General features: G+C 35.7%; 11 protein-coding genes. 1 reads left to right on the top strand and 10 read right to left on the bottom strand.

Going from position 1 to position 13992, the window contains the following annotated elements; translation table 11 throughout:
- Window positions 1–29: 29 nt before the first annotated feature.
- The 10 genes from ACZ1AQ_RS00700 to ACZ1AQ_RS00655 form a co-directional block, all read right to left on the bottom strand.
- Entirely contained in the window at window positions 30–2936 is a 2907-nt protein-coding gene (locus tag ACZ1AQ_RS00700) for a DEAD/DEAH box helicase (RefSeq protein WP_489631048.1), read from the bottom strand.
- 210 nt (window positions 2937–3146) lie between these two features.
- On the bottom strand, window positions 3147–3911 hold the full coding sequence (locus ACZ1AQ_RS00695; RefSeq protein WP_489631047.1) for a class I SAM-dependent methyltransferase: 765 nt from the start codon (window positions 3909–3911) through the stop codon (window positions 3147–3149).
- Between the two features lie 88 nt (window positions 3912–3999).
- On the bottom strand, window positions 4000–4374 hold the full coding sequence (locus ACZ1AQ_RS00690; RefSeq protein WP_489631046.1) for a GxxExxY protein: 375 nt from the start codon (window positions 4372–4374) through the stop codon (window positions 4000–4002).
- 85 nt (window positions 4375–4459) lie between these two features.
- Window positions 4460–5278: a type I methionyl aminopeptidase gene (gene map, locus ACZ1AQ_RS00685; RefSeq protein WP_489631045.1), complete on the bottom strand. Its 819-nt coding sequence runs from the start codon at window positions 5276–5278 to the stop codon at window positions 4460–4462.
- A gap of 672 nt (window positions 5279–5950) precedes the next feature.
- The gene (locus ACZ1AQ_RS00680; RefSeq protein WP_489631044.1) at window positions 5951–7351 is read right to left on the bottom strand and encodes a TolC family protein; all 1401 of its coding nucleotides are present in this window, start codon (window positions 7349–7351) and stop codon (window positions 5951–5953) included.
- Window positions 7351–8706: an HlyD family secretion protein gene (locus ACZ1AQ_RS00675; protein WP_489631043.1), complete on the bottom strand. Its 1356-nt coding sequence runs from the start codon at window positions 8704–8706 to the stop codon at window positions 7351–7353. Before ACZ1AQ_RS00675 ends, ACZ1AQ_RS00680 begins: the two co-directional genes overlap by 1 nt.
- 4 nt (window positions 8707–8710) lie before the next feature.
- Entirely contained in the window at window positions 8711–10369 is a 1659-nt protein-coding gene (locus ACZ1AQ_RS00670) for a peptidase domain-containing ABC transporter (protein ID WP_489631042.1), read from the bottom strand.
- A complete protein-coding gene (locus ACZ1AQ_RS00665) occupies window positions 10369–11046 on the bottom strand; it encodes a TetR/AcrR family transcriptional regulator (RefSeq protein WP_489631041.1) in 678 nt (225 codons plus the stop codon). The genes ACZ1AQ_RS00670 and ACZ1AQ_RS00665 overlap by 1 nt, the downstream gene beginning before the upstream one ends.
- A 7-nt stretch (window positions 11047–11053) precedes the next feature.
- Window positions 11054–11842, bottom strand: a complete 789-nt coding sequence (locus ACZ1AQ_RS00660; protein WP_489631040.1) for a DUF2490 domain-containing protein — start codon at window positions 11840–11842, stop codon at window positions 11054–11056.
- A 14-nt stretch (window positions 11843–11856) separates the two neighbouring features.
- Window positions 11857–12501, bottom strand: a complete 645-nt coding sequence (locus tag ACZ1AQ_RS00655) for a leucine-rich repeat domain-containing protein (protein WP_489631039.1) — start codon at window positions 12499–12501, stop codon at window positions 11857–11859.
- A gap of 197 nt (window positions 12502–12698) precedes the next feature.
- Here ACZ1AQ_RS00655 and ACZ1AQ_RS00650 point away from each other — a divergent pair, with 197 nt between their 5' ends.
- Window positions 12699–13982, top strand: a complete 1284-nt coding sequence (locus tag ACZ1AQ_RS00650) for an acetyl-CoA hydrolase/transferase family protein (RefSeq protein WP_489631038.1) — start codon at window positions 12699–12701, stop codon at window positions 13980–13982.
- Window positions 13983–13992: the final 10 nt, after the last annotated feature.

Raw genomic sequence — 13992 nt, 5'->3', positions numbered from 1 at the left:
CCTGCTATTTCAATGAAGTAGCAGGTTTTTTAGGTTAAAATAAAATCTAAATTTTCTTCAAGTTCTGGGCTGATGTGCTGTTCATCAAGCAACGCATCCGAAAGCAGTTTTTTGTTTTCCTGCAAACGAATGATTTTTTCCTCTACTGTATTTTTGGTAATGAATCGGACCACATTTACTTTGTTCAATTGTCCAATGCGATGGGCACGACCGATACCTTGCTTTTCGGCAAAGGGATTCCACCAAGGGTCCAAAAACAAGACATAAGAAGCTTTGGTAATATTGAGTCCCACGCCACCGGCTTTTAAGGAAATGAAAAACAATTTTGTGCGCTCTTGCTCTTGGAATTTCTGGACTTGGTAGGCGCGTTCTTTTTGAGGGGTAGCGCCAGTGAGTTCACAATAATCAATCTTGTTTTCGAGGCTCCATTTTTTATAAAACTCCAGATTCGATACAAACGAGCTGAATACTATCGTTTTTTGATTCGACTGTACCAAGGTTTCCAAATAACGCGTCACTGCCATATATTTTCCAGAATCCATTTCGGAGGTGGCATCGACCATTTTTGGGTGATTGCTCAATTGTCTCAAACGCATCAACGTATTGATAATATTGATTTTGTCAATGCCTGAGCCATCGGTTTTTAAAAGGGCGTTTCTCGCTTTCGACTTTTCTTCTTCGTATAATTTCTCTTGTTCAGGTTCCATTTCGCAATAGAAAACTTGTTCACAGAGTTCCGGTAAGTCTTTTAAAACTTGCTCTTTGGTACGTCTTAGAATAAAAGGATTGACTAAGGTTTTGAGTTCTGCGAGACTGTTTTCGTCTTGTTTTTTCTCAATCGGAAATTTGTAATGCTCAGTAAAAAAAGCATAACTCCCCAAAATATTCGGATTGATAAATTGCATTTGAGACCACAAATCGTCTAATGAATTTTCAATAGGTGTGCCGCTCAATGAGATTTTATGAGTGGTTTGCAGTTGATTAATGGCTTTAAAGATTTTCGAATTTTTGTTTTTGATGTATTGGCTTTCATCCAAAATCAAATAGCGAAATTGGTATTTTTCTAAAATCGAAAGATCTCTGGACACTACGGCATAGCTGGTAAAGATCAAGTCGTATTTTTCTAATTTTTTAGATAGTAATTTTCGGTCCTGACCTACATACTGAATTCTTCGAAAATGTGGTGTAAATTTTCTAGCTTCATTGTACCAATTGAACACCAAAGAGGAGGGAAGCACAATCAACGCTTTTAAGTATTCTTTGGCTACAGGAATTTCATTGCCAAACAAATCGAGCTGAATGTTTTCGGCTTTTTCAACCTCTAGTTGTTCTTGTACCGCGACCAGTGTGGATAAGGTTTGTAATGTTTTTCCCAATCCCATATCATCGGCCAAGCAAGCGCCTAATCCGTTGTTGTAATGTTCCAAGAGCCATTGCACGCCTTCTATTTGATACGGTCGCAAGGTGGCTTTAACCAAAGGAGAAGGTTGGTATTGAACGGATTCCTTAACGTGTAAGGATTGTTTCAGTTGTGGGATGTCTTCAAAAACCGCAAAATTACTTTTGAGCACCGCAAGATTTCCATTTTTCATTTTAGCCAATTTTGACATCGCACTGTAGCGCGTCATCCATTCTGATGGAATCAAAAAGTAATTTCCGTTGGGTAAGGCAAACAGACGATTTTTGTTTTTTATATTCGGAATCAACTCGCTGAAATTAAACTCAAAGTCATCACAAACCACCGTCATTTTGATGTCAAACCAATCGTTTTGAATGGTGTTGGAGAATGTAATCGTTACGGCATTGCTATCGATTTTCTTCCCGTCTATTTTTAAATTTTCTAATGAAAAACCTAAGTGTTCTAGCTTTTCTTTATTTTCGATAGCCCATTGAATGGTTCCGAAAGCGTCTTGATTTGTTGTATTTTGAGTAAGTCCAAATACATTGTTTTCGTTTTTGCTTAAACCCAAATTCAATAAGGCTTGGCTGTAATTATTTTCAGCTTCGCTTCGTTTGTATTGTACCAACTGGATGTTGTTCAAATCCTTCAGGTCAATTTCTGAGTGCGTGTTTTTGGGTTTGGTGGCATCAAACACATAGCCGTCATAATCAAATAAAAGTCCAATATAATAGCTGTTTTTGAAAAAATCATAGACCAATTGTAGTGTACAATGGTGTATGGTTTCGCGAGTAATGACTTCAAATCCTGTAGCCGTAATGTCTACTTTTTTGGCTATGTCTTTGATGAATTTTTCAAAATAATCGGGCACTAATTTTGAGGGGATTTCCACCACTTTTTTGGTCAAAAAAGGCGTGATTTTTTTCGAATTGATGTCTTGTAGTTGATACAGTTTATGATGTGCCACAACCCAAGCCGGCTCGTCTAATAAAAGTGTAATTTTAGTATTCGAGGGGTAAAATGTAGTATCAGCATCTTTCAGTTGCAAGGTGTACGAAATCCCGTTGTCATGTTTGTCAAAATGCAGTTCGGTGCCCAAAGCTGGATTTTGAGTGGTGATACGGCTAATGCGAAAATCTTTTTCTTTTCCCAAGTTCAATGAAAGAGGGAAATCGTTCTCTTGTACTAACGTATAAAATTGCGCTAAGCTTATTTTTATAAACTGCTCAATACCTAATTTTAACTTTTCATCCTTCAGTAAATCTTCAATATTTTTGGCCGATTTGCTTTTGGTTCGGTATTTCTTAAACAGGGCTTCAGGTTGGAGTACTTCACAAAGCAACACTATTTTTTGTGTAGCAGTATTTAAGTTCTCAAGCGTTATCCCCATACTTTGAAGGACTTCTGGACTGGCTTTTTTTTCTAAATAGGTAATGGTATCCGTATGCCCAACTACATAGGCAGTAGGAATATAGTAATTGAGTCTCGCTTCGAAACTGATATCAAAGCAAAACTGGAAATGATTTTCGGGTTCCAAATACAATTATTTATAAGATTGTTTTTGATTTTGGTTTGTTGTAAATACAAATTTGCTTCGCCTTATCAAATCACAGATTAGCATTTGATAATTGATAAAGATTTGTTGAATCTATGTCCAAAAATTTAACCGCAAAGGCCACAAAGTTTTTTTAATGCTATCTAGCACTTATATAAATCTGTGTAAATCTGTGCAATCTGTGTCAATTATTTATTTAAAACAAACTGGGATAATTTCGCCTTTGGCCAAACAGTATTTTTCTACCAATTCAGGAGCAATTTTGCTGGTATAATCCTCTTCGATTACGGTAAAACCAATGCTTCTTAATTTGTCAAAATAGTCACGCCCATAAATGCGTACATGGTCGTATTGTCCAAATATTTTGGCACGTTCTTTTTGGTCGGTAATCGAGTCATCGGCAAAGGTCACTTCACGATTTAAGTCCTGCGGAATTTGTAAAATAGCCATTCCACCAGGTTTCAACACGCGGTACAATTCCTGCATCGCTTTGGTGTCGTCTGGGATGTGCTCCAAAACGTGGTTACACAAAATCACATCGTATTGATTGTCTTCAAACGGCAAATTACAAATGTCTGCTTTTACATCTGCCAAAGGCGAAAACAAATCGGTAGTAGTGTAGTCCAAGTTTTTTTGTTTGCGAAACAATTTGTAAAAAGCTTGTTCAGGAGCAAAATGCAAAACTTTTTTGGGTGCTGTAAAAAAGTCCGTTTGTTCGTTGAGGTACAACCACAACAAGCGGTGTCTTTCTAGCGAAAGCGTACTTGGTGAAAGCACGTTGTTGCGTTGCGTTTCGTATCCGTAAGGCAACATCGATTTAAAGCTTTTGCCATCAATTGGGTCCGTAAATTTGTCACCTTTTAAGGTAAAAGCAATGATGGGTCGCGCCACATAACTCAAACGAATTAATAAGGGACGCGGAATGGTATTGAGTATAAGTTTAAAAGCAGATTTCATTTAAAATTGATTGTTAAAACACGAATTTCACGAATTTACACTAATTGTATTTGGTGTAAAAAATGAAATCCAAAAATGAATGGATTTATTAAAGGATTATTCTTTTATATTTTAAGCTATCTTCCCCAAAATTCACTAATAATCCAAGTTTGTTTTTTGAGGCAGCAAGATAATTAAGTGTTTGTTTTATTTCGCTACTTGTAAGCTCTTGTATTGCTTTAATTTCTAATATTATTTCATCATACACCAAAAAATCAGCAAAATAATAAGTAGGTAAAATGATTTCTTTGTATTCGATATTGAACTTGGATTCTCTAGAATATGGGATTTTGTTTTTCCTAAATTCATATTCTAATGCATCTCCATATACTTTTTCACTGTGCCCCTTTCCCAGAATTTTGTGGACTTCCATACAAATACCGATAATTGAATAAGCTTCTTCTTTTAAATATAGTTGATGCATTTTTTATATTATTGGTAAAATAATAATTGAAATAATTCCTATAATTTACAAGTTTTATATTCGTGCTAATTCGTGCAATTCGTGTTTAAATAATTAAAGGCACTTTTCTAAACTCTTCTTCTTCATCGCTTTCAATGCCAAGTGCTTTGTAAATGTATTTGAAAGTCGATAAAATTTCAGGTTTTCCGTCAATGATGGCAACATCGTGTTCAAAGTGAGCACTTGGTTTTCCATCGGCAGTAGTGATGGTCCAGCCGTCTTTGTGTTGTTTGATGTTTTTGGTACCCATATTAATCATCGGTTCGATGGCCACCACCATACCTTCAACAAAAAGTTTACCGCGACCTCTTTTGCCGTAGTTTGGCATTTCGGGGTCTTCGTGCATTTTTTGCCCTAAACCGTGACCTACTAATTCACGAACCACACCATAACCGTGGGCTTCGGTATATTTCTGAATTGCATTTCCTACATCTTCCACGCGATTGCCTAATCGAAATTCACGAATTCCAACATACAACGATTCTTTGGTAACTTGTAATAATTTTTTCGTTTCAGGTGCTACTTCGCCAATTTCAAACGAGTAAGCGTGGTCACCGTGAAATCCATTTTTGAAAGCCCCACAATCCACTGAAATCACATCGCCATTTTCTAGCGGTTTGTTGTTCGGGATACCGTGCACAACCTGAGAGTTTGGGCTCATACACAACGAATTCGGAAAACCGTACAATCCCAAGAAACTTGGTACTGCACCGTGGTCGCGAATGAATTCTTCGGCCAATTTGTCTAAATATAAAGTAGTCACTCCTTCTTTAATCTCGGAGGCAATCATTCCTAACGTTTTGGAAACAATCAAAGCACTTTCGCGCATTAATTCAATTTCTTCTCTTGATTTTACAATAATCATAGCAGCTAAATTTTCAGTGGGCAAAAGTACGACTTTTAAAATAATTGTATCGCTTCTTTTTTTACAGAAGCAAAACAAATTCCATCAGAAAAATTAGGAGCGAAACAATAGGCATTTTCAGGCAACAAGGTTCCCGCTTTCCGCTACAATCTTTTTTTCTACCTAAAGGCAGGTAGAAAAAAAGGATTTCCACTGCACCCGAGCGATAGCGAACTGGCGAAGCAATCGGGGCTAAAGAGCCAGCAATAGTGCTTTTTTAAGGTTAAGCGTTAATTGTTTAATCGGTAAATTGATGTAATTGCTGCTTTAGTCTTTGCGCCCCTTGCGTAAACCCTTGCGACCTTTGCGGTTAAATTAGCCACGGATTAAACAGATTTAACGGATTTTTACTCAACCTTATATGTTCTTCAATTTCTTATATGGTTCAAAAAACACCCATAACTTTATCCCAAAACTTCAATGGCTTATATGTTTTTAAAGTAAGTTGCTATAGTCTTTGCGCCCCTTGCGTAAACCCTTGCGACCTTTGCGGTTAAATTAGCCACGGATTACACAGATTTAACGGATTTTAATCAACCTTATATGTTCTTCAATTTCTTATATGGTTCAAAAAACAACCATAGTTTTACTCCAAAACTTCTATGACTTATATGTTTTTTAACCTCAAAAAAATCAATCAGGATTTGCCATAATCTTAAACAACTCTGAATTCGAAATCAAAAAACGATTCTCTAAAGCAATCGCCGCCAGTTGAGCCGAAACCAAATTATTCTCACGCGTGTTAATCAAGAACAACGAACTTTCTCCAAACGAGAACAATCGTTCTTCAGATTGCAGCATTGTTTCATTATTTTTAACTAAGCCTTCAATCAGACTACGTTGTTTGGTAAGCGAAGTGATTTCTGTTTTTTGAGCTGTAATTTTGTTGGTCAATTGCACTCTTTCTAAACTCAAAGCATATTGTGTTTCTTGTACTTTAAATTGTGCCAATTTCAATCCTCCTCGTTCTTTTCTCAAAAACAAAGGAAAGGCAAAATTCACTCCAATTTTGTAATCATTAAATTGATAATTGTCGATATAACTGGGTTCCGATAAATACGAATAACTCAAATCGATTTTAGGTAATAAGGCATTCGCTTTGAGTTTTCGGTCTACATTGAGCATGTCTATTTTGCGTTCCAACGCATTGATTTTTGGATGGTTTGTTATCGAAAAATCTTGATTTTGTAAATCATTCGTGCGTAAGGTTTCCTGAATCGTAGTGGCCAATTTATTTTCTGGAATCAACGCATCTGAAAGTTCTAGCGGAATACTGTTGTCCAACCATAAATAGTTGGAAAGCTCCAATTTGGCTTTGGCTAATTTCAATTCAGAATCCTCCAAACTTAGTGTTCTGTTTTTTACAATGATTCCAGCTTCTACACTATCAATCGCAGGTTTGTCTCCTTGTTGGATTAAGGATTCGATACCTTTAAAACGAATTTGTGCATTTTTTTGATAGACTTTGTATAACTGAACTTCATCATAGTTTCTTTTCCAATTGAAGTACGCTACCGAAGCATCATACAAAACCGCAATGGCTTCAAGTTTTCTCTCGGCTTGGCTCAATTGTACTTGCATTTTGGCCTTGCGAACATCAGCCATTCGTTGATTAATCAAAAGTCCTTGCCCCAACGGAACACTAATCCCGAAAGAGGTTAATCCTTGATTAGGAAGCGTATTTTGTGGGTTTAAATAAATCCCTTCACTGTTGTCAAAACCCGCTTTAACCTCAATACCATACCAAGTTGGGATTTTAAAACTACTATTCAAAATAGAATAATACTCTTTATCCTTGAACTGCTTTTTGTCAAAATCGACTTCTATTTTTGGGTCAAATCCACCTCTAGCCATCATCAAATTGGCTTGAGCACGGGTGATTTCTAAATCGGCATTTTTTACTAAGGGATGGTATTTTTTTACATAGCCCAAAAACTCATTATAGCTGAATTCGTTACTTGGGCTAACAGCAGTAGTGTTCTGAGCTTGTAAAAAAGTACCATATAGTATGAAAATAAGTAGGAACTTCTTCATTATTTTTTCTCTTTGGATGATTTTTGTTTAGCGGTTGTTTTATAGTAATCAGGAGGGAATCCGTTGAGGGTTCTCCAAATTTCAAACCAAACAGGAACAGTGTTTAACAACGCAATAGTTTCTGCACCCGAGCCTACTCTTATTTGTTTAGGCCAAGGCGCTTCATTAGGGTCTGGAGCTATTAATACTCTGAATTTTCCGTTTTCACTAATGAAATTTTCGATGGCTACAATTTGTCCTCCAAATGTTCCATAAGACATATCAGGCCATCCAGAGAATACTATAGTAGGCCATCCATCAAACCAAACCCTGATTTTTTCTCCTTTTCTAATTAGTGGCAAGTCAACAGGGTTTACAAAAGTTTCTACAGCAATATCATATTTTGCTGGCATAATGGTAGCAATTGGTGTTCCTTCTTTGATGGTTTCGCCAATTCCTGCTTGAATCGCACGGTTGATGTAGCCACTTTGTACCGCTTTGATGTAATACATTCCGTTTCGGATGCTGTAGTTTACGTATTGGTTTTCTAATTTGTTTACTTGTGCTTCAGTATCAAACTGATTACTCAATGCAGTAAATTGATCGCTTTGTGCTTTGGCAATTTTTTCTCCATATTCTGCATTTATTCTACCTAACTCAACTTTGGCATTGATAAATTCATTCTTACTAGTCAGAAGTTTATTTTCTTGTGTTATGATTTTGGCTTCAACTTCTTGTAATTTCAATCTTTTTTCCTCCACATCGGTCAGTGGTTTTAAGCCTTCTTTGTTGAGTTGTACTGCACGATTAAATTGTGTGTTGGCGATTTTGAGTTGGGTTTTTACTGCTTCTAAATCAGTAGAGTCACTTTTTATTTTCAACAAACCTTGTTTGATTTTGTTTTGGGCTTGCTCTAGTTTAAGTTTTCTCTCGTTTTCTATATTTTGTATTTGAGAAGAAAGCGTGGTTACTTTTGAGCCATAGGATTGCAAAGCCTGTTTTTTGGCATTGACTTGATTTTTGGTATTGGCAACCAAATTTGGGTCCATATAATCTTCTTTGATCTCTGAAATGAACATAATTGTGTCGCCTTTCTCTACATAATCCCCTTCTTGTACGTACCATTTTTCAATTCGTCCTGAAATCACACTCTGAATAGATTGTGGTCTTTGGTTAGGTTTTAATGTGGTTACAGCTCCAGAGCCCGAAATATTTTGTGTCCAAGGTAAAAATAGTGCGATAACCGCTAAAATCGAAACTGTCCAGATGATTCTATTCAATATTTTGTAATGCGGTCTATTACTTAAATCCTTAACGGTTTTGTAGCGCTGTAATGATTCTAAGCTGGTTTTGTTGCCTTCTGAAATATTTAACATGGTTTTATTTTTTTATATCCGAAATGATTTGTCCTTTTTCCATAGTGAGGAATCTGTTGCATTTTGTCTTCCAATACGGATTTTTTGACGAAATTATTATGGTCCATTTGTTTGCATCTGATGTTATGAAATCAATGATTTCATTGGCTACTTTTTCGTCCATAGCATCCGTTGGGTCTTCATAAAACAATACTTTTGGTTTGTTAATGATACTTCTTGCCAACAGAATTTTTTGTGCGTTCGATGATGATAGTTGTTGCCCCTCTGGGAAAATTTGCGTTTCTAGTCCTTTGGGTAGTGACTTGATGTATGAGGTGAGTTGCACTCCATCCAAAGCCCACTTCAAATCCTCATCGGAACAATCTGGGTTGTTGAAGATAATGTTATCCAAGATGGTTCCTTCAAAAGGAGTTTCGCTATGGATAATGTTACCAATTTGAGAGCGATATTGCTTAAGATTAATCTTTTTGAAAGTATCATCATTAATGTACAAAGCACCCTCTGAGGATTGTAGTAACCCAGACAAAATACGGATTAGCGTTGTTTTTCCAGAGCCGTTTTTCCCTTCTATAAAAACACGCTCTCCTTGATCTATTTTCAGATTAATATTGTCTAATATTTTCTTTGATGCTCCAGGAAATTGAATACCTAAGCCTTCTGCAGTAAGACTAATGGCGTGAAAACATTTATTGGCTTCGTAATTGGTGTCTTCCTCCATATTTAGATCGGTAACTAATCCTATTTTTTCTACCGCAGTCAATACATCATAAAGCGTTTCTAATCCTAAAATAATTTTCTCTACAGAGTTGATTACTAGTAAAATAATGATTTCTGCAGCTACAAACTGACCAATATTCATTTCTTGAGAAATTACCAAATATCCTCCAATTGAAAGTAAACTAGCAGTAATAATGATTTTAAAAACAATCAAATGACTAAACTGTCTTTTGAGCACATTAAAAAGCGATTCTCTGTAATGTAGGTATTCACTAGCGAATTTGTCATTTTTTTGCAAGGCAAAATCATAGTTGCGTTCTTTTCTAAAACTATAGTTGTTGCGCGCCATTTCTTGCAACCAGCCCGCTACTTTATACTTGTATTTCGAAACTTTTAAACTGTTTTCTAGCCCAATGAAATAGGAGTATTTAAAGATTAAATAAAGCAATATTAGCAGTAAAAAGCCCAGCATAATAAAGTACGGATGATAGAACGAAAGCAAGATGATACCAAACAAGATTTGTAACAAAGCCGCCGAAAAGTCAATCAATAACTTTGAAGTCCCTTTTTGAATGGTCATCGTATCAAAGAAACGATTGGCTAACTCAGGAGGATAAGAATCGTATAATTCTTCAAATTTGATTCTAGGTAAACGTGCTGCAAACTCAAAAGAAGAACGAACAAAGATTTTTTGCTGTAAATTTTCGGTGATTCGAAGTTGCATTAATGATAAAATCCCTACCAAAGCTACTCCAATCACTACAAATACTACGAGGACTACCCAGGAAACGGTTACTCTACCCGATTGAATAAAATTGATAATAGCCTGAATACCCAAAGGAAGTGATAAACTCACTAAACCAGCAAAAATGGCGTAAAATATAATTTGGTAGACATCTTTTTTGTCTAGTAACAATAATTTGTAATAGCGTTGTAATGGTGTCATTATTTTTGTTTTAAAAGAGTCGTTATTAAATGCGTATAAAAATCAGATGGGCTTACTTCTGAGTTGCAATCGGTGATGGTTTTTAAGTGATTCATCAAAAAATGTTGATGTGAAGCTCCTTCCATTATTGATGAAATCAAGCTTTTGGCAAAAGGATATTCAGGATTGACTTCGTGAACCATTTGTACAATTCTATTAATCAAACGTTTGTAAATCAAAAAGAACCCATCTCTGTTTTCTTCATCTACATCCTTGGTGTGCAGGGTTTTTGTAAACTCTTGGATGATGATTTTGTTTAAAATGCTCTCATTGATGTGAGTTGTTGCTTGGTCGTCTTCAACTTTTTCAGTTACAATTTGTATGGCCTTTACTAATTTTTCAATAGGATTGGTAATATTATTGGTCGAAAAAACCAATCGGTACTCCATCCAGCTCCAATACCATGAAGATAAATATACTAATAATTTGTGTTTGTTTTCGAAATAGCGATAAATAGAACTTTCGTTTGAACCTATTAATTCGCCCAATTTTTTGAAGGTAAACTCTTCAAAGCCAATTTCATTGATGAGTAAAATGCTATGTTCTATGATTTTTTTTCCCAAAGCAGAAGTCTCTGGATCTTTTACATAGATTTTGCTATTTACTTGGATTTTTAGGTTATTTAAAATACTATCCATGTTGTAATTATGATTTCGATATTATTTTAGATTTGTTTTGTAAATCAAAGTTGAATATGGTGTTAATGATAAATCCGTTATTGTGTTGTATTACGTTTCGTCCGTTTAGCTCGCGACCCAATTGTAAAATTTGATTGATGTATCCCGCTTCTAGCCTAAAAGTGTTATCAAATTTGTACCCCAAAAGCAGCCCAAAACGATTCTGATCAAAGATGTTTTCATTAACATTATTGCCAAATCCAATCAGAATTTCATCGTAAATCGCTGCATAAGGCGTATGGTCACCAATGGTATTACCTTTTAGAGGAACTTGTGCTCGGAACATATATCGCAACCGGCTCGAGAATAAGTAATCGTCTTCTTTGGTATGATTGGCAGTAGAATATCTTCCTACCCAACGCTGTTCTAGCATGAATCGATGTGACAGTTCTACTATTTTTATTTTGTCGGTAAGGGTAACCATTTCATACATTCGGTGTTCCGTAAAATCTTTTCCAAAACCGTTGATTGGAATATCTCCATACGGATAGGTTTCTGCCAAGGCATAGCCTATGCGAAATTGGACTTTGGGATCTACTTGATAATTAACACCTAGGCGAAGTAAGTTTTGTTGTTTGTCTTTGATCCATTCATCTCTTCGCCATTGAAATTCTGTGTGAAGGCTTATTTTTGGATTAAGTTTGAATGTCCCCATGTAATTTAGCCATCCAATCGAATTGTTATCTGTAATTCGAGAGCTTTGAGCAAAAGTTAGCTGGCTAAAGGTTAAAAAAAGCAGGAATAATTTGTTTTTCATGCAATGGGGTTTCGTTAAAAATTAATTCTAAATCCAAAATTCATATTTTCTTGTGGACTCATCAAAATTGGGACAGCGTTGTTTTTAATATCCAATTGTTCTAAATGTTTTAATCCCCTAACTTCTTTAGGAAATTCTTTAAAACGATTCTGATTCAAATACAATTGGGCTAAGTTTTTCAATAAAGCAATTTCACTAGGTAATCGCTCCAGATTATTATTCTCTAAATGGAGCATTGTAAGGTTTGGAAGCTTTGCCAACGCTTCAATTGACTTAGGTAAATTGATGTTTTTGAATTCGTTTAAATAAACTTCTTCTAGACTTTCTATTTTGCTTATCTCATCGGGTACTTTAGTAAAATCGTTACCGCTAATTTCTAAAACCTTCAATTTCTTTAAGTTTGTGATTCCTTTAGGCAATGTTTTGAGATGATCGTTGCTCAGGTTTAGGTATTCCAAATTTTTAAATTTTGCCCAAACAGGAGAATCCAAAATCAGCGATTGATTGCTTAAATTCAAGCGATATACTTTTTCGGGATCTTTAACAGCTTGCTCCCAATTAGTATATGTCTTTTTAGTTTGAAGTGAATCCTGTTGTTGTCCCCAACTTAATTGTAATCCAAGTACAAAAACCAATACAAAATGAGCCAGTGTTTTCATAGTAACTATTTTTTTAATGAGTAATTGTATCACGAAAAAGTTATTTTATTTACAAAAATAATAGTAATACTTTTAATTATTAGAAATTTTAACTTTTTATTGTGCTTTGATTAATTCTAAAAAAGCAATTGTTTTTAGATGTTTTTTTTCAATTAAAAGATATAAAAGCTATCTTTATAAGCATAAATCACAAAAATATGGGTAAATATGTTACGGCACCTGAAGCAGTAAAAGTGGTGCAATCAAATGACAGAGTCTACATTCACGCCGCTGGAGCCACACCAAATGTCCTTACCAAAGCTTTGACAGATAGAGCTTCTGAATTGAGAAATGTAGAAATTTGTCATTTGCATACCGAAGGTCCAGCACCATATGCCAATCCTGAATTAGCAGAAAGCTTCCACGTGAATTCTTTTTTTATTGCCAAAAATGTTCGACACACACTAACAGCAGGAAATGGTTCTTACACTCCAGTCTTTTTAAGTGAATTGCCACGTTTGTTTAGAAAAAAAGTAGTTCCACTTGATGTAGTTTTTATACACGTTTCACCACCAGACAATCACGGCTATTGTTCCTTAGGAGTTTCTGTAGAAGCGACAGTTGCAGCTATAGAAAGTGCCAAAACGGTTATTGCGCAAGTAAATCCAAACATGCCAAGAACTTTTGGTGACGGAATCCTGCACGTATCCGAAATAGATTTTTTAGTCGATGTAGATTGTCCAATACACGAAAAAGAAGAAGAAGTAATATCGCCTCTCGAAGCAAAAATTGGAGCACATATCGCCTCTTTAATCGATGACAAAAGTACGCTGCAACTAGGAATTGGTTCGATTCCAAATGCCGCTCTGGCCAATTTGATGAACCATAAAGATTTAGGTCTTCACACCGAAATGTTTTCCGATGGTGTGATTGATTTAATTTTGAAAGATGTTATCAATTGCAATTACAAAGGAGTGACACGTGGACGTGTATTGTCAACTTTTATGCTAGGTTCTAAGCGACTGTATGATTTTGTAAACGACAATCCATTTATAGAATTAAGAGAATCGTCCTATGTAAATGATACCGCCAAAATACGACGAAATCCAAAAATGGTCGCGATTAATTCGGCTATAGAAGTAGATATTACCGGACAAGTTTGTGCTGATTCTATTGGCGGAAGTATGTATTCTGGTGTAGGAGGTCAAATGGATTTTGTTCGTGGTGCCTCTTTAAGCGAAGGCGGGAAAGCAATTATCGCATTGCCATCGGTAACCAAAAACGGAGCGAGTAGGATAGTACCCTTCTTAAAACAAGGTGCTGGAGTAGTTTCTACGCGTTCGCACGTGCAATACATCATCACCGAAAACGGAATCGCAGATTTGTATGGCAAAACACTAAAAGATAGAGCGATGGAAATGATAAAAATCGCACATCCCGATCATCAAGAATGGATAGATAAAGCCTATTTTGATTTGCTAAATACAGGAAGACGATTCTAGCAGTTACATA

It is taken from the genome of Flavobacterium sp. UM26 (genome assembly GCF_057922445.1).
Note: the sequence above shows the minus strand (reverse complement) of the source record. Positions and strands in the feature narration are given on the sequence as shown.

Bases quoted from the DNA above. Each gene is read 5' to 3' on its own strand.
- ACZ1AQ_RS00690 (WP_489631046.1), bottom strand. From the start codon at position 4,374: ATGCATCAACTATATTTAAAAGAAGAAGCTTATTCAATTATCGGTATT.
- map (WP_489631045.1), bottom strand. From the start codon at position 5,278: ATGATTATTGTAAAATCAAGAGAAGAAATTGAATTAATGCGCGAAAGT.
- ACZ1AQ_RS00655 (WP_489631039.1), bottom strand. From the start codon at position 12,501: ATGAAAACACTGGCTCATTTTGTATTGGTTTTTGTACTTGGATTACAA.
- ACZ1AQ_RS00660 (WP_489631040.1), bottom strand. From the start codon at position 11,842: ATGAAAAACAAATTATTCCTGCTTTTTTTAACCTTTAGCCAGCTAACT.
- ACZ1AQ_RS00695 (WP_489631047.1), bottom strand. From the start codon at position 3,911: ATGAAATCTGCTTTTAAACTTATACTCAATACCATTCCGCGTCCCTTA.
- ACZ1AQ_RS00650 (WP_489631038.1), top strand. From the start codon at position 12,699: ATGGGTAAATATGTTACGGCACCTGAAGCAGTAAAAGTGGTGCAATCA.
- ACZ1AQ_RS00665 (WP_489631041.1), bottom strand. From the start codon at position 11,046: ATGGATAGTATTTTAAATAACCTAAAAATCCAAGTAAATAGCAAAATC.
- ACZ1AQ_RS00675 (WP_489631043.1), bottom strand. From the start codon at position 8,706: ATGTTAAATATTTCAGAAGGCAACAAAACCAGCTTAGAATCATTACAG.
- ACZ1AQ_RS00670 (WP_489631042.1), bottom strand. From the start codon at position 10,369: ATGACACCATTACAACGCTATTACAAATTATTGTTACTAGACAAAAAA.
- ACZ1AQ_RS00680 (WP_489631044.1), bottom strand. From the start codon at position 7,351: ATGAAGAAGTTCCTACTTATTTTCATACTATATGGTACTTTTTTACAA.